The sequence below is a fragment of the Sporobacter termitidis DSM 10068 genome, from assembly GCF_900130065.1.
GTDB lineage: Bacteria > Bacillota > Clostridia > Oscillospirales > Oscillospiraceae > Sporobacter > Sporobacter termitidis.
Genome location: NZ_FQXV01000010.1, coordinates 49,287 through 70,429 on the forward strand (window position 1 = coordinate 49,287; position 21,143 = coordinate 70,429).

Below are 21,143 nucleotides of genomic sequence, written 5' to 3' on the forward strand. Positions count from 1 at the left end.
TCTACCTCCGTGAAAGACGGATCCGCGGATCGATGACGCCGTACAGAATATCGACGACAAGGTTCACCGCCACGGTAATGAGGGAGATGATCAGAACGCCGACCATAACGACGATATAATCGCGCGTATTGATGGAAGATGTCAGAATAGTACCGAGTCCGGCCACATTAAAAACCTTCTCAACAAGAAGCGATCCGCCGATCACGACGCGCACCTGCATGCCGATTACCGTAATAATAGGAATCATGGCATTTTTCAGCGCATGCCTGAAGATGATGCTTCGCTCCGGCAGACCGTTGGCGCGGGCGGTTCTGATATGGTCCTGATTGATGGAATCCAGCATATTTGTTCTTGTTTGGCGGGCGATCCCCGCGATCATCGGAAGCGCCATGCAGAATACCGGCAAGATCGCCTTGTAGACGTATTGCCCGAAGTCCTGAGACGGGCTCACATATCCCTGCAGGGGAAGAATTTTCAGTTCCACGGAAAAAATGAAGACGCTGAGTATTCCCGTCCAGAAAACGGGCATGCCCATCGACACCGTCGTCAGGAACGTCAGTATCTGATCGAGCGGTTTACCGCGCCGGACGGCCGATATCACACCGACCACGATACCCAGCGGCGCGGCGATGAACAGCGCCGGAATTCCGAGCGTCAGAGTTCTGGGAACGCGTTCGGCCATCATTTTATCAATCGGCTGCTTATAAATAACCGATTGCCCGAAATCCCCCCTGGCAACGCCCTTGACCCACAAGATGTATTGCGTCACGACCGGCTTATCAAGATTCATTTTTTCACGAAGCGTCTGCACATCTTCCTCCGACGCTTCGTATCCGAGGGCAAGCCTGGCCGGATCTCCCGGCATGATCTGCAGGATCATGAACGAAAAGATCGAGACGGCAAACACAACAAATATGGAAATTAAGATACGCTTGACGATATATGCGCTCACGCATACACCTCCTAATGCAAATGAATCGAGCAGACTCCGCGCCGACCGGCCCCGATCGGCGCGGACCCCCTCGCGTACCTGTTCATACCGTTGATGTCGGCTATGAACTCAATTCAGTGCTTTACCCGACCCAGGCTTTCCAGAGATCGCACCTTCTGTTCTGCACGGTGCAGTAATCCGCATCGTGTACCTTATCGCTGACAAAGCTGTAAGAGGTCGTGCAGTACAGGACCTTGACAAGGCACTGATCCTCGAAAACGTCATACGCCACCTTCTTGAACAGCTTGACGGCCTCATCGCTTGAGGCTGCGGATTTTGCCTGCTTGACAAGTGCGTCGAGACTGTCCGGGATGGCAAAGGCGTTCATGCCGAGGCCGAAGGAAATGTCGTTGACAAACGTTGTCGCATACTGGGAGGCGGCGCCGCCCTCCATGCCCATTGTGTGGATGAGTATACCGGAATCCCAGCCGCCGATGTAGTTGACATAGGACGCGGCATCGATCGGATTGAGGTCGGCGGTAATGCCGATCTTGCTCAGCATTTCAGCAACGGCGGCAGCCGTATCGCTCATCTGCGGGATGTTCAAGTACCAAAGCTTTGTGCTGAAGCCATCCGTATAGCCGGCGTCGGCAAGCAGCTTTTTGGCCGTCTCCAGATTGTATGGCTGTCCCGTCACATCCGGACTGTAATATTCGTTATTGGACATGCACCATTGCGTGGTCTTTACCCCATAGCCGTATGTCAGCGTGTCGACGAGGGCCTGGGTATCGATGGCGTAGCTGATCGCCTTGCGAACATCGAGGTTGGAGCAGGGATCGTTCTGGTCGTTCGACTTAAAGCACATTGTATAGGCATAGCTGGGCAGTGCCGTCTGCGTTTTCGTCAGGCTGATGGTTTCTTTCATCAACGAATCGATTGATGAATAGGAATCGGACATGGCGGCGGTAATCTCGCCGGCCTTAAGCGCCTCCATTGCGACAAGCTCATCGGCGTAATACGTGTAATGCACGCCGTCCAGCAGGACCTGTCCCTGCCAGTAGCTCGGGTTTTTGTCCATAGTCATATCGACATCGGGTGTCATGTTCTTCAGGACGAATGGCCCGGTCCCGATAGGATTGGCAACGAGTCCGTCGGCGCCGCCCTTGTCAAAGGCCTCCTTGGAGGCAATCAGGACTGTGCGGCAGAGATAATAGTCAAACAGAATTTCCCAGGAGGAGAAATGGCAGACAACAGTCTTGCTGTCCGTCGCTTCGGCGTTGACGAAGTTGGAGAAAAACGATGATGCCAGAATGCCGTTTTCCTTATAGTAGTTCAGGTTCCAGGCGACGACCTCCGCCGTGAGCTTGCTGCCGTCGGAGAATGTAATGCCGTCCTTGACTTTCATTGTCCATGTCAGGGCCCCGGCATCCGGCGTGATCGAATCCAGCAGGAAGCACTCCGGCGTGCCTGTTGCGGAGTACCGCATCAGTGTCTCATACCCCCAAAGCCCTGCGAAAGCCACTTCCATGATTCCGCGGACCTTGAACCACGTCACGTCCGTAGGCAGTATCGCAGATCCTCCGATTTCCAGGATACCGCCGGCGGTCGGCGTCAAGGTTGCGGGAGCAGATGCTTCAGTCATTGCGGCTGTATTGCTGGATTCAGGCGATGCGCTCGTCGTGGTATTTTTTGTGCTGCCTCCGCACGCCGCAAGAGAAATCACAGTGGCCAGAACGAGAAGTGTTGCGATAAACTTTTTCATTCGTCATTTCCTTTCCGTCATTATTAAGCATCGCAGGATCCCTGTAGAAGCTTGCTCAGGACTTCGTCAAATCGTAAAACCTTGCCTCCTTCTCAAACCAGTGGGCGTCGTGCGACGGCCCCATAAAGGCCTTTGCCTCCTCCGGCGTCAGGCCCATATCATGCGAATCGTGATAAACCGTGTTTCTGTCCCTGATGACATGCTTGCCGAAATCGAGCATCCCGCACATGGCCGCCTTCTCATAAATGTGCATTGTCACCAGGTTAAAGCCCAACGGCTCCAGATCTTCGATGCGGACATCCGGCACTCCGTTGCGCGACATGACGTCCGGCCACATCTTCCAGCCGGGCACATGCTTCGAGACATACTCGGCCTCCTCCAGATTCATCAGTCCAATAATCAGCGTCATTTCGGCGCCGAGCTCAATAGCTCTCAGGCAGCGTTCGATCGCCTCGTCCAGCCCGTATTGCAGCTTGCACTCTGTCCGGGCAATCAGCAGACAATCCGTCCTTTCACAGGCCTCCAGCGAGGCCTTCATCTTGGCCAGCCAGTTATCTCTCGTGATAACGGGATGCTTCATAGTGCCGTCCTTCATACCAGAGCGCAGCTCTTTTCCCCACCTGTTGTACCCGCGAAGACCTGTCGTGTCGTCGACTGTCAGAGCCATCGCGCCGGCATGCGCCAATCGTTTTGTCGTCCGATAGGCGTGAAGCGGCGTCTCGCCATACCCGTCGTCGGCGTCGATGATGCAGGGCAGCGGCGAAAACTGCGTGATGAATTCCGTTTGGCGCACAAGGTCGTCGGCCGTGATCAGCCCGATATCCGGCATACCGGCCACACAGCCCGACAGCGCGCCACCCGACAGGAGCGTCGCCTCAAATCCGTTGAGCTCGGCGGCTTGCGCTGAAAAGCAATCCCAGATACAGGGGGCAAAGACTTGTTCTTTTGCTACGAGTTCCCTCAATGTTACCCTTTTGCTGGCGTCCTTCACCTTAACTCCTCCTTAATAAAAATCAAATTAATCGATTACTGCTGAATTTTTTCCGTTCGGCCCATAGCCCGACGGCCGGATTGCTGATATAAAAGAACTCATCCCCGCCTGCCGTCGTATTGAAGCCGTCCTTCAAGATTTCAGGATCGTACAGCGCTGCAGCCTGATCATACGGCAGGTAGCCAAAGCCCACGCCCGCGACCTCCTGCGCAGTCAAATGACGCACGCAATAAGTAACCTTGAAGCGGCCGTCCGGGGAACCGTGTATCAGATGGGCCGCGGCCGACAGATTTCGTATGAGCTCTTCATTGCTCCGGCAGCATTCAACGAGATGTTCCCGGCCGGTATAGCCGTATTTGCGGATCAGCCTGTCAATTTCGGCGTCCTCGCCAAAGCGTTCGACCCCCGGTGCCAGGATAATGAGCTCACCGCCGTCGGAAATAGCCATCCGGGTGCGGTATATGGCTTTGTTGCCGAGCCACGTGCTTTTAAATTCACCCGGCTCAAGATATACCACAACCTTTTTAAACGGTTGATCTGTCAACATCACGTTGTACTTCTGACTGAGCGCAACCGCCTGTTCAAAAAGGAAGCGTTCCCTACCGATAAAAAGGCCATGAATTGCGGGGTGTCCGCCCGGAGCGGAGACCACTGTCAGCACATAATGAATCGGGAGCTTTTTCAGAAATCTTTCCTCAGCATAGTCAAACAGGCGGCGAACGGGACTGTGGTCTCTGCCCATCAGCCGCTCCAGTCCGTAAAAAGCGCCGAGCATATGCGACATGTTGATAATGTTGCTGCCGCCGCAGCCGACCAGAATGTTCTTCGTATAGTTGGCCATGCCGACGACTTCGTGCGGGACGACCTGTCCGATGGACAGGATCAGGTCATACGACGGGTCCAGCAGGCGGCTGTTGACTTCAAAATCGATCGGCTCGTTTACGAGGCCATCCGAAATATCCCTGACAAATTCCTTCGGTGCCTGCCCGATTTTGACGACGTCCGTCCGCCAGTTATGCGTCATGAAGTGCGAATAAGGGATATCGCCGAACATCTCGGCGCACTCGCCCGCCGTCATCGGCATATGCGTGCCCAGCGCAGGCAGGACGTCCACCGCGCAAGCGTCTTTAAGCAGGTGAAAAAGCATATTGGTCAGTTTCCCAGCGCCGGAATGCGCGCGTGTTGCGTCCGGCGGAATCAGCAGTACCTTTTTCATTTTTGTGAAATTATCGGGTAGGGAGCTACAGAGTGCGTCGGCTATTTCGCAGTCGGAAAGACCGTCCTCGTTTTTCCCGATCCGGAGCGTGCTGTTCATATCTCTCATGCGTTGTAAACCGTAGACGCCGTCATCCCGCCCTCTCCCGTCCAATTGACGTGAAAGAATTGACCGCGTGGGGCGTCGGTGCGTTCAAACGTGTGGGCGCCGAAATAGTCGCGCTGTGCCTGCAGCAGATTTGCTGGCAAAAATTCGCTGGTATACCCGTCAAAGTAGCTGAGCGCCGAGCTCAGCGCCGGCACGGGGATTCCGTGTGTCACCGCAGCCGAGACAACCCGCCGCCACGCAGGGACGAGCTCCTCAAGCGTCCGCTTGAAATAGGGGTCCAGCAGCAGATTGCTGAGTGCCGGATTTCTGTCAAACGCCTCTTTGATCTTGCCGAGGAAGACGCTTCGGATGATGCAGCCGCCGCGCCATATCAGCGCGATGCGGCCGTAATTGAGACTCCAGCCGTTTGATTTGGCTGCCCTGCGCATGAGCTCAAACCCCTGCGCATAGGAAATGAGCTTGGCGGCGTATAGCGCCTTTCGGATATCATCGGCAAACGTCGCCTTATTTCCGGAAAAATGCGGTCTGCTACTGATGTACGCTTTAGACGCCGCAACGCGCTCGTCTTTCATCGCCGACAGGCTCCGCGAAAAGACGGCCTCGCCGATGAGCGTGAGCGGAGCGCCCTCGTCCAGCGCCGATATCACAGTCCATTTCCCGGTCCCCTTCTGCCCCGCCGTATCGAGGATTTTGTCCAACAGGGGTGCCCCGTCTCCGTCTTTGAAGGCCAAAATGTCCCGGGTGATTTCGATCAGATAGCTATTCAGCTCGGAATCGTTCCATTCTCTGAATTTGTCATGCATTTCATCGGCAGTCATACGGAGCAGATCGCGCATCAGCTGATATGATTCGCAAATGATCTGCATATCGCCGTATTCGATGCCGTTATGAATCATTTTCACAAAATGACCGGTACCGTTCTTGCCCATCCAGTCGCAGCAGGGCGAGCCGTCCTCCACCTTGGCGCATATCGCCTGGAAGATCGGCCTGATATGCGGCCAGGCGGCCGGAGAACCGCCGGGCATCATGGACGGGCCTTTCAGGGCGCCTTCCTCGCCGCCGCTAACGCCCGTACCGACGTACAAAAGTCCCTGGCTCTCCACATAGGCGGTCCGAAGCATGGTATCTGGATAATGGGAATTGCCGCCGTCGATCAGTATGTCGCCCTTGTCAAGAAGCGGGATCAGCACTTCGATAAGCTGATCGACGGCGGCACCGGCCTTGACCATCATCATGACCATACGCGGTCTTTTGAGCTGGCCGACAAGCTCTTCAAGAGAATAAGCGCCGGTAATGGTTTTTCCTTCAGCGCGTCCTTCGAGGAACCGTGTCACCTTCTCGGTCGTCCTGTTATAAACGCTGACTGTAAAGCCTCTGCCCGCCATGTTCAGGACAAGATTCTCGCCCATGACGGCCAGTCCGATGATGCCGATATCGCTCTGCTTCATGTCTATCCTCCCAGCCTACCGCTTCACTCGGGCATTGCCCTGATAGATGCTCCAAACCTGTTCTTCGCTGGCAGGCTGGGCATAATCCGTCCCTAGCGTGGCTGCCAGCGCGCCTGCCGCCCAGCCGAATTGCGACCATTTTTCAGGCTCCCAGCCCTTGAGGACGGCGTAAAGAAGACCTCCGACGAAGCCGTCGCCGCCGCCGATACGGTCAAAGACCTCGATCTCACGCGGCTCAATGACATACCAGTCCCCACCGCTGAGCATGACGGAACCCCAGAGGTGTGTGCCGGCGCTCAGCACCTGGCGGAGCGTCGTAGCGAAGACGGATACGTTCGGGTAAACGGATTTCACCCGATGGATCATCTCCTTGAAGCCGTCGATCATACCACCGAGGCCGTCGCCGCCCGCGTTCGGACCTTCGATGCCGAGCGCGAGCTGGAAATCCTCCTCATTGCCCACAAGTATATCGGACAGGCTGGCGATTTGAGAAAATATTTCCCGCAACTCGGACTCCCTGTCGACCCAGAAGGACGCCCTGTAATTCAAGTCGAAGCTGACGAGCGTGCCCGCTTTCTTGGCAGCTTTGGCGATCTCCAGGCAAAATCGGCTTGTTTCGGGTGAAATCGCGGCGATCAGGCCGGACATATGTACAATCGCGGCGCCGTCCCGGTTAAAAATGAGGTCCAGGTCGAAATCCTCGACGTTCAGCGTCCGGCCGACCTCGCCGGCCCGGTCGTTGAGCACCCGCGGGCCGCGCATACCGAAACCGCTGTCGGCGATATTGAACTGGTGGCGGTATCCCCACGGGCCGCCCTGCGGCACCTCGGGCCCTTCGAATTCCAGATTCCTTCTGCGCAGTTCGCCTTTGATGAAAAGCGCGATCTCGCTTTCCTTCACAAAGGTCGTCAGGAGCTTGACGCGCTCCCCGAGCGCAGCGGCAATATTCCCGACATTCGATTCCGCGCTGGTCGCCTGCATCGTATAAAGTGCGCTCGTATGGACGGGCTGTCTTTCCGCCGGTGTGATGCGGATTCCCATGCTTGTCGGGATCACCAGCGCATACCTGCAGTCTTTTCTCAGTTCCATAGCGATTCCTCCTCGAATTACACCCCGCCGTAGGCTGAAAAGCCGCCGTCAACGGGTATGACCACGCCTGTGACAAAACCGGAGGCTTCCGGGCTCGCCAAATACAGCAGCGTCCCGATCAGCTCATCCCTCTCTCCGAACCGGCCCAGGGGCGTCGCGGAGAGAATCTTATGCGTACGCGCCGTCGGCGTCCCGTCCTGGTTAAAAAGGAGCGATGCGTTTTGAGCAGTTGAAAAAAAACCCGGCGCGATGGCGTTGACCCTGATGCCCACCCTGCTGAAATGGACGGCGAGCCATTGCGTAAAATTACTGATTCCAGCCTTGGCCGCGGAATAAGCCGGGATCTTCGTCAGCGGCGTAAAGGCGTTCATAGACGAGATATTGATAATGGTACAGCCGCCCCTCCCCAGCATGTCCGCTGCGAACACCTGGGTCGGAATCAGCGTGCCGATGAAATTGAGGTCAAATACCGCCCTGACGCTTTCCGTATCAAGATCAAAAAATGAGACGATGTCCGCATTGAGATCACCAGGCGCATAATATTCTTTGGCCGTCGTCGCCCTGGGATCGTTCCCGCCGGCGCCGTTGATCAGTATATCGCATTTGCCAAGCTCAGAAAGAACCGTATCATGGACGCCGAGAATTGCCGCCTTATCGGTTACGTCGACCTTATATGCCTTCGCAGCGCCGCCTTGGGCGGCGATCTGCTCGGCCACGACCCTCGCTTTTTCATATGTACGATTCAGCACGGCAACCTTCGCGCCCGACTGCGCCAAGGCTTCTGCAAACATGCTGCAAAGAACGCCTCCGCCGCCAGTGACGACAGCAACCTTTCCACGCAAATCCACTTCAAAAGGCAATTTTAACATCTTTATACCTTTCGCCTATATCACGGCGTTGACCTTCAAATACCTGTCGGGGTATTCCGAGAGCTCGCGCACCATACCGGGTATCTCTCCGAAGGCGACGACCTTGCTCAGTACAGCCTGGGCGTTGACTCTTCCCGTCGTCATCAGTGCGACGGCTTCCGCGAATTCCCCCGCGCTCGTTCTTGAGCCCACGATGTCCAGTTCTTTTTTTGTGATCATATCCGTGGGCAGCGGCGTCTCGTTTTTCGGCCAGCCCGTTAACGCGATTCTGCCTGCGTAGGAGACCATATACAGCGTGCTTCTGATGGCCTGATTTGCACCGGAAGCCTCGGCGACCACCTCGGCCATACGTCCGCTCGTGATATCGGAGATTGTTTTCAGCAAGTCCTGGCGCGATGAATCAATCGTATAATCGATTCCCAGGCGGCGGGCGAAATCGAGCCGCTCCTGAACGATATCGATAAGGATCGGCATCGCGCCATACGCCAGAGCGCACATGGCGATCAGAATACCGATCGCTCCGGCCCCGTTGATTGCAATATGCTCGCCGGCTTTGAGCTTTGTTCTGTGAATGGCATGGAGCGCGATCGTCATGGGCTCCGCCAGCGGTATATGCTCCCACCTCAGGCCGTCCGGGACGGGCACAAGCATATTCGACGGATGTGTTATGTACTCCGCCATACCGCCGTCCACATGGACACCGAGCACCTTCAGGTCCTCGCAGCAGTTTGTACGCCCGAGAGAGCACGGATAACAGTGTCCGCAATAGAGATAGGGGTCCAGGATGACCCGGCTGCCGGGCTTAAGGCCGCGGCTGTTATCCCCGACCTCAACGATTTCTCCGGCGATCTCATGTCCGATAATCCTTGGGTACGTTACCAGATTGTTTGTCCCCCGAAAAGCTCCGATATCCGAGCCGCAGATACCAGCAGCCCTGACGCGAATCAGCGCCTCTTCCGGTTTCCTGACCGGCATATCGATTTCCGTCAGCCCGATTTCTCCGGGCGCATACATACAAACCGCTTTCAATACGAACCCTCCGCTTATTTCTTTGTGGGTAAACAAAGATCCTTCATAATTTCAAGTGTTTCTAACAGCTGCGTTTCGATATCGTCGTTAAGCGCTTCAATGCTCACCTCGCCGTCGTAGCCATTTTCGTGGAGCACATTGAAATACACCCGATACTCGTCCATTTTATCACGTCTGAGATAGCGCCGGCTACCGCTGGAATCCTGCGCGACGTGAACGAGCCTGACGTATTTCACGGCACGGCGCAGCGGCGCGCCGTCCTCCGCCATCATTTGGGCATGGTAGGTGTCGAAGACAAGCTGCAGATTCTCAAGATGCAGGCCTTCGACGACGTTCACAGCTTCATCGGTCGTTGTGATGAAATTGCACTCCAGCTCGCACACGGCCTCAAGAAGAACCGTGATGCCATACGGGGCGCATGCCCGGCATAAAACCGCGAGGCTTTGCCCGAATTGGAGCATTGCCGTATCGTACGGATAATCCGGCGGGATGCTGCGGGATTCCGGCGCGCCGACGCCGATATACCGCACGCCGATCGATCCGGCCCGGCCGGCAAGCGCCCTGCTGTATGCCGCGACAGCCTGTGCGTTATACAACGGTCCGCAGAGTACCAGCCGGGGCTGGCAAAAGCTGTTCAGCGCCCGGCATTTGACCGGACCGGTATCCAGCGTTTCCCGCAGCCGGTCAAACGCCTGCGCATTCATCTCCATAATGCCGGCGGCAGGCAGGATGATCCTGTCATATCCTCTTTTTACAAGCAGGTCATAGTTTTCTATTGTTGTACAGCAGCCGAATTTCATCTGGGCCACCTTTCCGACTATTGGATTATCGTGATTCCGCCGTCAACGCCGAGAATCTGTCCCGTCACGAAGGCGGCCGCGTCGCCGGCGAGGTAGACCATGGCGGCGCAAATATCCCTGGGTGTGCAGATGCGGCCAAGCGGGATCCTGTTGATCAGCTTGTTATAAAACTCGGGATCATCGAGCTGGAACGCGTTGATCGGCGTGCGGGTAAAGGTCGGCGCGATGGCGTTGCAGGTAATGCCGTATTTTGCCCACTCGCACGCGAGCTGTTTTGTGTACATGTTGACGGCGCCCTTGCTGGCGCAGTAAGCGATATAGTCCTGCGGCATCCCCAGAATGCTGCGTACGGAGGAAATACTGATAATCCGGCCGTAGCGCTGCGCGATCATATGTTTTCCGACGGCTTTCGTAACGAGATGCGTCCCCTTGACGTTCAGGTCCATGACCTTGTCCCAGGACGCCTCGTCATACTCCTCGGCCTTTTTCAGAATGTTCATGCCGGCGGCATTGATGAGGATGTCCATCCTCCCGAACCTGGCGATAACGGTGTCGACCATCTCGTCAATGCTCGCCGTATCCAAAATGTCCGTCCTGACGCCCAAGAACTGCCGTCCGGCGTCCCGCGTCTCCTTCTCAAGCTCGGCGACCTTTGCGGGCTCCATGTCGGCGACGGCGATGTCGGCGCCGTTCTGCATCAGCGCCGCGGATATCTGAAGGCCCAGTCCGCCGGCGCCACCGGCGATCACGGCTTTTTTCCCCTCCAGTGTAAACATGTTTCGATAATTATCCATAAATGGTCAACCTCTCGCTGTTTTGTAATCTGGATTGAGTATATGCGGCGAATCCTTGCCGGCAAAGAAATCGGCGGCAATATCTATCGCCATTTTGTATATGCTCCAGAGGGACTCCACCGTCTGGCTGGAGACATGGGGCGTCAGAATTATGTTGTCGAGCCCGAGCAGCGGCGAATCCAGCGGCAGTGGTTCGGACGCATAGACATCCAGTGCGGCGCCGCCGATCCTGCCGGCCGCCAACACGTCGTACAGCGCCTGCTCGTCTATGATGTTGCCTCTGGACGTGTTGATGATTACGGACGTCTCCTTCATCCGCGACAGCAGTTTATAATCGGCAAGATGATGCGTCTCCCGAGAGTACGGGACATGCAGCGTAATCACATCCGATATTTTGAAAAGCTCCTCCAGACTCACCAGCTCGATTTCCTTCCGGCGCATCAGCTCCTCTTTCGCGAACGGGTCGTAGCTGACGATTCTGCAGCCGAATCCTTCCAGCAGCTCGGCGACCTTCTGGCCAATGGCGCCGAAACCGACAATACCAACGGTGCTGCCGATCGTTTCGTGGGCGACGTTTTTCTCCCAAACGCCGGCGTCGACGCATTTTTGATTGATTTTCAGCTTCCGGCGCGCTGCCAGCATCAGCGTGACCGCCATCTCAGCCACGCCAAGTGTGTTGGCCCCGGTCGTCCGGGCCACGGCGATGCCGCGGCGCGACGCCGCCGGGAGATCCACCTTGTCATACCCGACGCCGAAGCGGACAAGCAGGCCAGTCCGGCCATTGAGCTGCGAAAATACATCGTCGTCATACGGCTCCACATCGATGATTCCCGCGTCGGCCTCGTTCAGACAGTCAGCGACTTTCTTCCGGTCGTACGGCATCTGCGGGGCCCACTTATATTCATAGCCGAGCCCTTCAGCGTATCTGTTGGCCCTTTCATTCAGTTCAACAAAAACGTCTGACATATCCCCGAAAAATGAGACGATTCTTTTCATTCAACAGCCTCCCCGTTAACTGGCTCTTTCTTTTTTGGATTAGCGGCTGCCGTTTGTCTGATCGTACTATTTGAGGGTACTAAGAGGCAAATCCGTCTTCCATGCATGAAGTATACAATATGCATTTCAGTTTTTCAATTCATACTTTAAATAAACATTTAAAACATTATTGTATAGAATGCTTATTTGATTTTTTTATTGCATATCTAAAATAATTGTTGTATACTACATCCTATATTGTGTGATATTATGCCTTTTACGGAGGCCGGTTCATGAAATCGAGGGGAGAGATGCGGCATTAGCTCGAAAAACCAGGACCTGAAAAATCGGGCATACAATATTCTCAAGGAAAAGCTGGTCAACTGCGAATATGAACCCGGCTCCCTGCTCAACGAGGCCCAGCTGGCCGCTGATCTTGGATACAGCCGGACCCCGGTCAGAGAGGCTCTCAACAGGATTGAGAACGAAGGCTTCATCCGTATATTGCCGAAAAAAGGTATTTACGTAACTGACGTATCCCTCAACGACGTTGTTCAGATCTTTCAAACGCGTCTGGAAATCGAACCGGTTGCGCTGAGACTGGCCGCGCCGTATCTTCCCGAGAAAGAGCTTCTATACTTCAAAGAGAGCTTTAACCGTGACGAAGCGGATTTTCACTGCGGGTTCCGACTGGATACCGCCATGCACCTTTTCATCATTGAGCATTGCGGCAACAGGTTCATCATCGACATGATGCATCAGGTCTTTGATCAAAACACCAGGGTCATCATTTCAAGCAAGCAGAACAAAACAAAGATCCATGACGCCAGAAAGGAGCATCTGGAAATAATCAACTTATTGATGGACAACAGCGTTGAGAAGGCGCAGACGGCGATGTACGCACACGTTGAAAACTGCAAAAGAGCGGCTTTGGATTATTTTTATAATCTGCAGGCCTTTTCTTCTCAGCCGGCGCCGACTTACAAGACACAGCTTAAAATGAGCTACAATGATGCCAAATAACAGCCGCCCTTGAATACTTTTCCAGACCTAAACCAAAATCGAAGAGTCCACACAACCAGCTATGGTAGTGTGGACTTTTTATATTAGGCTCAACAAAGAATTGCTGGTATTAAGCCTTATCATTTTTGTCGATCAAAACCCTATGAGAGCCCCGATTTCTCCCGACATCGCAAACAGTTATGGTTTAATTATGTAGATCATGACCGCGTAGAATAATTGGCTTGTTGATATGATGATTTGGACTGGCATGAGGGGATTGGCGAACCCATGGCCGAGTAAACGCCGATACAAAAAAGCGAAAAAATCAGCGGTTACTCACAAATACTACATTTTAGCAGAAATCGAAAGCAGAAAACCTCACAGCTGTTGCGGCTGAGAGGTCTTTTCTAGTGACCCGCCGGAGATTCGAACTTTGGGCGCCCTGATTAAAAGGTCTGTTGAAAGGCTGTGCGACTCCGCAGCAAGGTCCATTGGAGCCCCTTTTCAAACCGCAGCCTGAGATTGTCCATATGGCCGCCGTCGTCCCAGATTATGGGCACATTATGGGGGATTTGTTTTTCCAATATGAGGTGCGCCCGCCGCAGGCACTTCAATGAATGGCGTAAAGGCGGCGGGTCACCGGCGCCTTCCCCGCGCCCCGAAAGGAACAGCACGCGGGTATCGGCATTACGCGGAATACTGCTCTGCATGAAAGAAACAAAACCCGGATACCACAGGGAGCCGGATATGCTGACTGCACAGCCGAAGCAGTCCTGCCTGTATATCGCATATAGTGAGATCAGTCCGCCCAGCGACACGCCGATCAGCGCGGTGTCCAGAGGTCCGGGCAACGTTCGGTAGCCGGCGTCGATATGGGGTTTAAGGCCGTTCGCCAGAAACTGAAGATATTGGTCCCCCAGCCCGCCAAAGGCCGGCGCGCCGTCCATAACCGCCGGCGCGGGCCACGGCGTATAGTCATCGCCGCGATTTTGCGGGACCACGCCCACAATGATATGCTCAGGAAGACCTGCTGCATCTGTGTTAAGCAGTTCCTCCAGGATGGGGAAAAGCCGGTCTCCGTCCTGCACATATACGACGGGATAATGCTTGTCTCCGTACATGTATGATGCGGGGAGACATACATAATATTCCCTGTTTTCATAGATGCTCCTATGAACTGTCATATCCAAGCATCCCCCTCCTTTCGTCCGATAAATGTCCTCTTCAAAACGCAGCATACGCTTGCTATTTTAGCAAACCACACCGCCATAAGGAATGAATATAATTACAATTTACATGGACTTTTGCCCCAAACGGTTCAGGCTGTCTATTGAAAAATATGCAAAATACCATTATACTGAAATTGCGTTTCAACAAGCACCTTATGAGAGCCGGATTGCCTAAATGGAGGAATCGGGATGGAAGTAACGTTGGCAGCGGCGGATTTGAAACAGATATTCCACGAGCATGGATATCGGTATACGCAGCAGCGCCAGAAGATGGCGGACTTTCTTTGGCAGCACAGGGATAAGCACATCACGACCAACGAAGCCTATGCGCTTTTGAAAGAATCCGAACCGGATATCGGCAAAGCGACAGTACACCGCATGTATCATGTGCTGATGGAATTGGGCTTTGTCCGCCGGTTGGACGTGGGCGACGGGCTGTTCCGGTACGAAATCTGCAGCCAGAACAGCGGGGCCCATACGCATCATCATTTGATTTGCTCCGAATGCGGTTCGGTGCAGGACGTGCGGGAGGATATGCTGGAGGAAATGGAGCGGCAGGTGGACGAAAAGTATGGCTTTGCGGTGGAAGACCACAAGGTGCAATTTTTTGGCCGATGCGAAAACTGCAGGGCTAAAAGAAATAAAAACGACTCAAGTCCGGGAAGGTGTACGCAGTGGGAATCGGCATAAATCAGCTCGTGGATTATTACGGGCGGGCGCCCGTATCGTTTTTTAATATTTTCGCGCCCTCCATCCCGCCGGGAGGCCGACAGCTCGACTGGCAGACCAGCAAGAATGGCGCGGGCCTCGTTTTTCCTCTGTCCGGCAGCTCCCGATATACCCTGAACGGCACGCCCTATCTCCTGGAGCCCGGCGTGGTCCTTCACGCAGGACCGGATACACCGGTATCCAAGGAGGTGCTCGGCGATGTCTACTGGCAGTATGCCTTGATCCACTACCAGATACCAAAAGAAGACGCGGCCGGCTTCCCTCTTTATCATGAGCATTTTCTCATTAACACAGGGATAGATACCAAGCTTGTCGACCTGATCGGGCAGCTCCGCCAAAGCTGTGCCGCGCCGGATGGCATGGCGGCATTGAAGTCGAAGGTCCTGTTCATGAGCTTGATAGAAGAAATGCTTATTTCAGCAAAAAGGCAGCTGCATGACGAGAATGCCGAACTGATGGTGCAGGCGGTGGAATACATACGCCAAAATTATGCCGATCCGATTTCCGTAGAAAAAATAGCGGCGCATTTCGGAGTGAACAGGCGCCGGTTTGCCTACTTGTTTGAACGGCACACAGGTATGAGCCCCATCGTTTATCTGACGGCGTGCCGCATACGACGGTCAAAAGAGCTGCTCAGGACCTGCGCCTGTCCTATCGTGCAGGTGGCTGAATGCGTGGGATACACGGACAGCTTTTATTTCAGCAGACTGTTCAAGAAGCAAACCGGCGTATCTCCCACGGAATTCCGCACAAGAGTCCGCGAAAATCCATGGGGTATGTAAGCTCCGGCCCTTTACTTCATAAATTGTTTTGACAAAAAGGCAGGCCAGGCAGGAAGCGTTCCGGCAAAAGTCCATGCGGATTGTAACTATGTCCATTCCAATATGCGGCATGCTCTGGTATACTGTCGCCTGATGTTGAAACCGGATTTCAGCATGGAGTTAGAATCATCAAACAAAAATGGAGGAAGGGACTATGAAAAAGATTGTAGGGCTGATTGTTTCTCTCACCCTGCTGGCGGGCATATTGGCCGGATGCGCCGGGACGTCCGCCGGCAGCCAAACGCCGCCGCCGGAGAGCTCACCACCGGCGGCGCAAACGGAGACCCCGGAGGCCGGCAGTCCCGACGCTTCGGCGGCGGCCTGGCCGAGAACGGTTGAAGACAGCTTGGGCAAACAGATCACCCTGGAAAAGAAACCCGAACGGGTCGCGCTTCTGGACTTCGGCTATATTGAAACGATGTATGCGTTGGAGATACCGCCCATCGCGTCTATTTTAGCCGTGCAAACGATAAAAGGCTTTGGAACCCTGCAGCCTTATGCCGCAGACGTGCAGGTCCAGGAGCTGGGGACAGGCGCGGCGCCGAATCTGGAAAAGCTTGCGGAGCTGCAGCCCGACTTCATTTTGCTGACCGCCGAAAAGGAGCATCTGGATATGACGGTATACGAGGCCGTTTCCAAAATCGCTCCCGTGGTGGCGTTCAACATCCCCGATTGGAAGGCGCAGCTGCGCGCTTTTGCCGAGTGCCTCGGCGCGGAGGAAAAAGCGGCGGCGTTTATTTCGGATACCGAAGCGCTGATTGCGGCGTCCAGGGGGAAGCTGGCCGGATACAGCGATAAAACAGTGGCGCTCATGTTTGAGCGCTTGGGCAAGCCGGGTGAATTCGTCATTACCGGCTCCACGGAAAATCCCGTGTGGTTCAACGCCGAGGACGGCCTTGGGCTGACGCCGCCGGACGGTTATCCCAAGGCAAGGGAATTTATATCTCTGGAGGGCCTGGCGGAAATGAACCCGGATTATCTCTTTTTGTTCGGGACGGTGACGCCGGACGGAGATGGGTATAAGCAGCTCTATCTGACCGAGGAAACAAAGGCCTCCTCCGTATGGCAGTCGCTGAACGCGGTAAAAAACGGGCACGTCTATTACCTTGACGCGGCAGTGCGGGCGGCCGGTCCCTTAAGCATCCAGCTTGGCATCGAAACCATCGTGGAGAGCATGACAAAATAAAGATCCGTAGAGCAAATAGCAAGGAGGGTGTGCAGAATGGACCTAGAACTCAACAGACTGATCGGGCATTTTGCACATACCTCCTTCCGGGTGCGCGGCGTTTACCACTACGCGATCGACCCGGGCACGGCCGGCTGGCAGAAATCGGCGCCGTTTCCCGGCTTTATCTTCCCATTGGGCGGGCAGGCGGAGTTCCGTTTTGACGGCACGCCGTATCTGGCAGGCGTCGGGAGCGTGATCCACGGCGGCGCGGATATGGACCTGGATAAGCGTGTGGTGGGCAGTACGAAATGGGAGTACATCTCCGTGCTGTATGACGTGCCCGGCCCCGAACCGGAGGATATCCGCCTGACGGATGTGCATTTTGAGCTGACAGTCGGCCAAAGTCCACACCTGACGGAACTGCTGTGGCGTTTATGGAAAACGTTCAATCAGCCCGGCGCACTCCCCGCGTTCCAGACGGAGACATTGTTTCGCCGCACCCTGGAGGAAATCTTTGTCCGCGCGCGCGGCCAAACGAACGGCGGCGCACGGGCACTGTTCGAGCAGGTATCGTCCTACATTCACGAGCACTATACAGATGCGCTGACGGTGCGCGGACTGGCGGCGCAAAGCGGGGTCAACGAAAACCGTCTGTTCTATGTATTCAGCAGGTTCGCGGGAATGGGCCCCGGCGAGTACCTGACGGCCTATCGGCTTAACCGCGCCAAGGAGCTGCTGATCACAGGCGACGCGCCTATAGGCGCGGTGGCAAAAAGCACAGGCTATCCCGACGCCCTGTATTTCAGCAGAATATTTAAAAAGCGGTTCGGCGCCCCGCCAAGCACGCTGCGGGAGAAATTCAGGAATAATCCATAAGTCTTTCAGGATGCCTCCATTCCAATATGGAACGCGTTTTGCTATACTGGCTTCAGCAAGTTAGAATAGTCAAACACTACGATCTTATTGGAGGAACGGAAAATGAAAAGACTGATAGGACTGGTCGTCTCACTCGCGCTTTTGACAGGCATCATAACAGGCTGCGCCGGAACGCCCGCGGGAACCGGCGGGGCCTCGGGAAGCACACCGTCCGCGGCGGATACAACAAATGGCGCGCCTGAAACGGCGGCGCCCGAGGCAGCGGTATGGCCAAGGACGATAACGGACGCCGCCGGACATGAAGTCGTTTTGGAAAAGAAGCCGGAACGGATCACGCTTCTGCATACATACTACATGGAGCACTTCCTTCTGCTTGGCACGCCGCCCACGGCGTCTGCCATAGGGAACGCGCTGGGGCAGACGGAAGCGCTCGAAAAATCCGAAATGTTCGCGCCTTATCTTGAAGGTACGAGCATCACAGACCTGGGCAGCGCGCGGGAAATCAATCCTGAGGCGGTTCTGGAATCCGAGCCCGATGTCATTGTGACCTTCTCCGCCCAGGGCGGGCTCGATAAGACATACGACCAGCTTGTACAGATCGCGCCGGTGGTGCTGCTGGATTATACCGCCTCGTGGCAGGAGCAGCTTTTGGACTGTGCGGAGATCGTGGGTAAAGAGACCGAGGCGCGGGACCTCGTCGCGGAAATCGAGAAAACGATCTCCGATACGAAGGAAGCGCTTGGCCGGTACACCGACAGGACATTCGCGCTTTTCCGCACGGATGGAAAGGCCTTTATCACCCGGGGCGACGCAAAGTATTACGAGACCTTTGGCATCATGAAGCCGCAAGGATACCCGGATACTTATGAAACCGTATCGCTGGAAGCCGTGGCCGAGATGAATCCATATTATATCGTATTCCAGCATAACCGCGAGGCCGCCGCGGCCTTTGTGGAGAGCTTGGCGTCATCCTCTGTATGGCAGTCCATTGATGCGGTAAAAAATGGGCGAATCTACTATTTCGATGAGAACATGAATACCTTCGGCCCGCTGGCCCTGCGCCTTACGGCCGAAAAACTGGTACAGATCTATTCCGAGTAAGTCGGAGAGTTACGCATGGAAGCCGGGCGCAGCTGCTGTGATGGCCTGCGCCCGGCTTTTATATGAAAAACGCCCCTACGGATCAGGGCGGCGGGAGGCGGCCATTTGACAAAACATATAAATGAACCGGCGCGGCCGGTTCAGGAGATACAAACCGGCGAAAGGGAAAGCCGCGCCTGGGCAGCCTGGCTGATTATCGTATTGGGCCTCGGGCTTCTGGTCCTGGCCATGGCGTTTTCCATTACGAAAGGCGCGGCGGAAATCCCGCTGAAAACAGTTTGGGACGCTCTTTTTCATTTCAACCCGGAGGACACGCATCACCTGATCATCATGGATCTCCGCCTGCCCCGCGTCGTCGCCAGCGCGCTGGTGGGCGCGGCCTTTGCCGTGGCGGGAGCCGTCATGCAGGGTGTGACCCGCAATCCCATGGCGGATTCCGGACTGATGGGCTTAAACGCGGGGGCGGGCTTTGTGCTCTCCATCTGTTTCGCGTTCTTTCCGGGGCTTTCCTACATACAGCTCATCCTGTTCTCCTTTTTAGGCTCGGCCATGGGCGCGGGGCTCACTTACGGCATCGCTTCCCTGCGGCGCGGCGGGGCGACGCCCATGCGCCTGGTGCTGGCCGGGGCCGCGGTCGGGGCGCTGCTGGCCGCCCTAAGTCAGGGCATCGCCCTGTATTTTGACGTGGCGCAGAGCATCATGTTCTGGACAGCGGGCGGCGTGGCCGCTTCCAGCTGGGCGCAGCTCCGAATCATGGCCCCATGGATCGCGGCCGCACTTCTGGGCGCCGTCGTCCTCTCCCGTTCGGTTTCCGTCATGAGCCTGGGGGATGATGTAGCAAAGGGACTGGGGCTGAACACCATGCTCGTCAAGGCGCTTTGCGCCGCCGTTGTGCTGATGCTGGCCGGCGCCTCGGTCGCCGTGGTCGGCGCGGTGGGCTTTGTGGGGCTGATCGTGCCGCATCTGGCACGCTTCCTGGTGGGCGTGGATTACCGCTGGATCATCCCTTCTTCCGCTGTGCTGGGCAGCCTTTTGGTGGTACTGGCGGATTTGGGCGCCCGAACGCTGAATCCACCCTTTGAAACCCCGCTCGGGGCGGTCATCGCGCTTGTCGGCGTACCCTTCTTCCTGTACCTGGCACGCAGGGAAAGGCGGGTGCTCTAATGAACGTACCTCGGATAAAGAACGAAGAATATAAACGGAAAACGGTGGTCAGGAACACCGGCGTCCTACTCGCTTTTTCGGTACTGCTGATCCTGTCGTTCGTCGTCAGCATGAACACCGGCTACTCGAAGCTCTCGCCCATGGATACGCTGCGCACGCTGTTCGGCGGCGGCACGGTCAAGGAAGAGCTGATCCTGTTCGGCTTCCGGCTGCCCCGCATCGTGATTTCCATGCTGATAGGCGCGGGGCTTGCGCTGTCCGGCTGCATCATCCAGGGCGTGACCCGCAATCCTCTGGCAGACCCCGGCTTACTCGGCATCAACGCGGGCGCGGGATTGATTGTCATTTTGTTCGTGCTGTTTTTCGGCGCGCAGTCCTTTTTGTCGGTTTTTACCCTGCCGTTTCTGGCGCTCCTTGGCGCCGGCGCTGCCGCGCTGGCGATTTATGCGCTCGCTTACAAGCGGCAGTCCGGCATTGCGCCGCTGCGGCTCATTTTGACCGGCGTGGCGGTGCAGGCGGGCGTTTCCGCCCTGACCACGGTGCTGGTCGTCAAGCTGGACGAGATGCAGTTTGATTTTGTGGCCTCCTGGCAGGCGGGCAGCATCTGGGGCTCTAACTGGAGGTTCGTGCTGGCGCTTCTGCCGTGGCTGCTGGTTCTCGTCCCCTATGTGCTGACAAAGGCCCGCGCGCTGGATGTACTGAGTCTGGGCGACGACATTGCCTGCGGCTTGGGAGCCTCGGTGGAAAGGGAGCGCCGCCGGCTGCTGATTGCCGCCGTGGCGCTGGCGGCCTCCTGCGTGGCGGTCAGCGGGAGCATCAGCTTTGTGGGGCTGATCGCGCCCCATCTGGCCCGCCGGCTGGTGGGGCCGCGCCATCGGGTGCTGCTGCCCGCCTGCGCTCTGGCCGGCGCGGTGCTGGTGTCTGTTTCGGACACGGTCGCGCGGGTGATCATCCAGCCCTCGGAGCTCCCCACCGGCATTATGGTCGCCATTATAGGCGCGCCGTACTTTTTATACCTGCTCATAAAGAGCAGGCAATGAA

At 55.9% G+C, this 21,143-nt stretch carries 20 protein-coding genes; 8 read left to right on the forward strand and 12 right to left on the reverse strand.

Features of this window, described 5'->3' with window-relative positions:
- Position 1: 1 nt before the first annotated feature.
- The 11 genes from BUB60_RS13620 to BUB60_RS13670 all read right to left on the reverse strand — a co-directional run bounded on the left by BUB60_RS13620 (position 2) and on the right by BUB60_RS13670 (position 12,033).
- Complete coding sequence (locus BUB60_RS13620; protein ID WP_073080054.1) at positions 2-952, reverse strand: ABC transporter permease; 951 nt, start codon at positions 950-952, stop codon at positions 2-4.
- A 121-nt stretch (positions 953-1,073) separates the two neighbouring features.
- Positions 1,074-2,693, reverse strand: a complete 1,620-nt coding sequence (locus BUB60_RS13625; protein ID WP_073080056.1) for an ABC transporter substrate-binding protein — start codon at positions 2,691-2,693, stop codon at positions 1,074-1,076.
- Positions 2,694-2,748: 55 nt separating this feature from the next.
- Positions 2,749-3,684 (reverse strand): isocitrate lyase/PEP mutase family protein, encoded by a 936-nt coding sequence (locus BUB60_RS13630; RefSeq protein WP_073080059.1) that lies wholly within the window; start codon positions 3,682-3,684, stop codon positions 2,749-2,751.
- 22 nt (positions 3,685-3,706) lie between these two features.
- Complete coding sequence (locus BUB60_RS13635; RefSeq protein WP_242941211.1) at positions 3,707-5,008, reverse strand: nickel-dependent putative hexonate epimerase; 1,302 nt, start codon at positions 5,006-5,008, stop codon at positions 3,707-3,709.
- Positions 5,005-6,456, reverse strand: a complete 1,452-nt coding sequence (gnd, locus tag BUB60_RS13640) for a decarboxylating NADP(+)-dependent phosphogluconate dehydrogenase (protein ID WP_073080061.1) — start codon at positions 6,454-6,456, stop codon at positions 5,005-5,007. The genes BUB60_RS13635 and gnd overlap by 4 nt, the downstream gene beginning before the upstream one ends.
- A 15-nt stretch (positions 6,457-6,471) precedes the next feature.
- The gene (locus tag BUB60_RS13645; RefSeq protein WP_073080063.1) at positions 6,472-7,545 is read right to left on the reverse strand and encodes a PfkB family carbohydrate kinase; all 1,074 of its coding nucleotides are present in this window, start codon (positions 7,543-7,545) and stop codon (positions 6,472-6,474) included.
- Positions 7,546-7,562: 17 nt separating this feature from the next.
- Positions 7,563-8,414: an SDR family oxidoreductase gene (locus tag BUB60_RS13650; RefSeq protein ID WP_073080065.1), complete on the reverse strand. Its 852-nt coding sequence runs from the start codon at positions 8,412-8,414 to the stop codon at positions 7,563-7,565.
- A gap of 15 nt (positions 8,415-8,429) precedes the next feature.
- Positions 8,430-9,443: an alcohol dehydrogenase catalytic domain-containing protein gene (locus BUB60_RS13655; RefSeq protein ID WP_073080067.1), complete on the reverse strand. Its 1,014-nt coding sequence runs from the start codon at positions 9,441-9,443 to the stop codon at positions 8,430-8,432.
- A 14-nt stretch (positions 9,444-9,457) separates the two neighbouring features.
- On the reverse strand, positions 9,458-10,243 hold the full coding sequence (locus BUB60_RS13660) for a sugar phosphate isomerase/epimerase family protein (protein ID WP_073080069.1): 786 nt from the start codon (positions 10,241-10,243) through the stop codon (positions 9,458-9,460).
- 17 nt (positions 10,244-10,260) lie between these two features.
- A complete protein-coding gene (locus tag BUB60_RS13665) occupies positions 10,261-11,037 on the reverse strand; it encodes an SDR family NAD(P)-dependent oxidoreductase (RefSeq protein ID WP_073080071.1) in 777 nt (258 codons plus the stop codon).
- Between the two features lie 6 nt (positions 11,038-11,043).
- Positions 11,044-12,033 (reverse strand): phosphoglycerate dehydrogenase, encoded by a 990-nt coding sequence (locus tag BUB60_RS13670; protein ID WP_073080074.1) that lies wholly within the window; start codon positions 12,031-12,033, stop codon positions 11,044-11,046.
- 318 nt (positions 12,034-12,351) lie between these two features.
- On the opposite strand from BUB60_RS13670, the gene BUB60_RS13675 reads away from it, so the two are divergent.
- Positions 12,352-13,035 (forward strand): GntR family transcriptional regulator, encoded by a 684-nt coding sequence (locus BUB60_RS13675; protein ID WP_278277516.1) that lies wholly within the window; start codon positions 12,352-12,354, stop codon positions 13,033-13,035.
- Positions 13,036-13,460: 425 nt separating this feature from the next.
- On the opposite strand, the gene BUB60_RS13680 is transcribed toward BUB60_RS13675, so the two are convergent.
- A complete protein-coding gene (locus BUB60_RS13680) occupies positions 13,461-14,252 on the reverse strand; it encodes an alpha/beta hydrolase (protein ID WP_084726495.1) in 792 nt (263 codons plus the stop codon).
- Between the two features lie 180 nt (positions 14,253-14,432).
- Between BUB60_RS13680 and BUB60_RS13685 the strand changes: the two genes are divergently transcribed.
- From BUB60_RS13685 to BUB60_RS13715, 7 genes are all read left to right on the forward strand, one after another.
- The gene (locus tag BUB60_RS13685) at positions 14,433-14,933 is read left to right on the forward strand and encodes a Fur family transcriptional regulator (RefSeq protein ID WP_073080089.1); all 501 of its coding nucleotides are present in this window, start codon (positions 14,433-14,435) and stop codon (positions 14,931-14,933) included.
- Positions 14,918-15,754, forward strand: coding sequence for an AraC family transcriptional regulator (locus BUB60_RS13690; RefSeq protein WP_073080091.1), 837 nt, complete (start codon positions 14,918-14,920; stop codon positions 15,752-15,754). Before BUB60_RS13685 ends, BUB60_RS13690 begins: the two co-directional genes overlap by 16 nt.
- A gap of 193 nt (positions 15,755-15,947) precedes the next feature.
- Entirely contained in the window at positions 15,948-16,979 is a 1,032-nt protein-coding gene (locus BUB60_RS13695) for an ABC transporter substrate-binding protein (protein ID WP_073080093.1), read from the forward strand.
- Positions 16,980-17,015: 36 nt separating this feature from the next.
- A complete protein-coding gene (locus BUB60_RS13700) occupies positions 17,016-17,837 on the forward strand; it encodes a helix-turn-helix transcriptional regulator (RefSeq protein ID WP_073080095.1) in 822 nt (273 codons plus the stop codon).
- 102 nt (positions 17,838-17,939) lie between these two features.
- The gene (locus tag BUB60_RS13705) at positions 17,940-18,938 is read left to right on the forward strand and encodes an ABC transporter substrate-binding protein (RefSeq protein WP_073080097.1); all 999 of its coding nucleotides are present in this window, start codon (positions 17,940-17,942) and stop codon (positions 18,936-18,938) included.
- Between the two features lie 147 nt (positions 18,939-19,085).
- Positions 19,086-20,102, forward strand: coding sequence for a FecCD family ABC transporter permease (locus BUB60_RS13710; protein WP_242941214.1), 1,017 nt, complete (start codon positions 19,086-19,088; stop codon positions 20,100-20,102).
- Entirely contained in the window at positions 20,102-21,142 is a 1,041-nt protein-coding gene (locus tag BUB60_RS13715; RefSeq protein ID WP_073080100.1) for a FecCD family ABC transporter permease, read from the forward strand. Before BUB60_RS13710 ends, BUB60_RS13715 begins: the two co-directional genes overlap by 1 nt.
- The last annotated feature ends 1 nt before the right edge of the window (position 21,143 follow it).

Excerpts from the sequence above, each read along its gene's own strand:
- BUB60_RS13625 (WP_073080056.1), bottom strand. The coding sequence starts at position 2,693 with ATGAAAAAGTTTATCGCAACACTTCTCGTTCTGGCCACTGTGATTTCT.
- BUB60_RS13635 (WP_242941211.1), bottom strand. The coding sequence starts at position 5,008 with ATGAGAGATATGAACAGCACGCTCCGGATCGGGAAAAACGAGGACGGT.
- gnd (WP_073080061.1), bottom strand. The coding sequence starts at position 6,456 with ATGAAGCAGAGCGATATCGGCATCATCGGACTGGCCGTCATGGGCGAG.
- BUB60_RS13645 (WP_073080063.1), bottom strand. The coding sequence starts at position 7,545 with ATGGAACTGAGAAAAGACTGCAGGTATGCGCTGGTGATCCCGACAAGC.
- BUB60_RS13650 (WP_073080065.1), bottom strand. The coding sequence starts at position 8,414 with ATGTTAAAATTGCCTTTTGAAGTGGATTTGCGTGGAAAGGTTGCTGTC.
- BUB60_RS13660 (WP_073080069.1), bottom strand. The coding sequence starts at position 10,243 with ATGAAATTCGGCTGCTGTACAACAATAGAAAACTATGACCTGCTTGTA.
- BUB60_RS13665 (WP_073080071.1), bottom strand. The coding sequence starts at position 11,037 with ATGGATAATTATCGAAACATGTTTACACTGGAGGGGAAAAAAGCCGTG.
- BUB60_RS13670 (WP_073080074.1), bottom strand. The coding sequence starts at position 12,033 with ATGAAAAGAATCGTCTCATTTTTCGGGGATATGTCAGACGTTTTTGTT.
- BUB60_RS13680 (WP_084726495.1), bottom strand. The coding sequence starts at position 14,252 with ATGCTGCGTTTTGAAGAGGACATTTATCGGACGAAAGGAGGGGGATGC.
- BUB60_RS13685 (WP_073080089.1), top strand. The coding sequence starts at position 14,433 with ATGGAAGTAACGTTGGCAGCGGCGGATTTGAAACAGATATTCCACGAG.
- BUB60_RS13695 (WP_073080093.1), top strand. The coding sequence starts at position 15,948 with ATGAAAAAGATTGTAGGGCTGATTGTTTCTCTCACCCTGCTGGCGGGC.
- BUB60_RS13700 (WP_073080095.1), top strand. The coding sequence starts at position 17,016 with ATGGACCTAGAACTCAACAGACTGATCGGGCATTTTGCACATACCTCC.
- BUB60_RS13705 (WP_073080097.1), top strand. The coding sequence starts at position 17,940 with ATGAAAAGACTGATAGGACTGGTCGTCTCACTCGCGCTTTTGACAGGC.
- BUB60_RS13715 (WP_073080100.1), top strand. The coding sequence starts at position 20,102 with ATGAACGTACCTCGGATAAAGAACGAAGAATATAAACGGAAAACGGTG.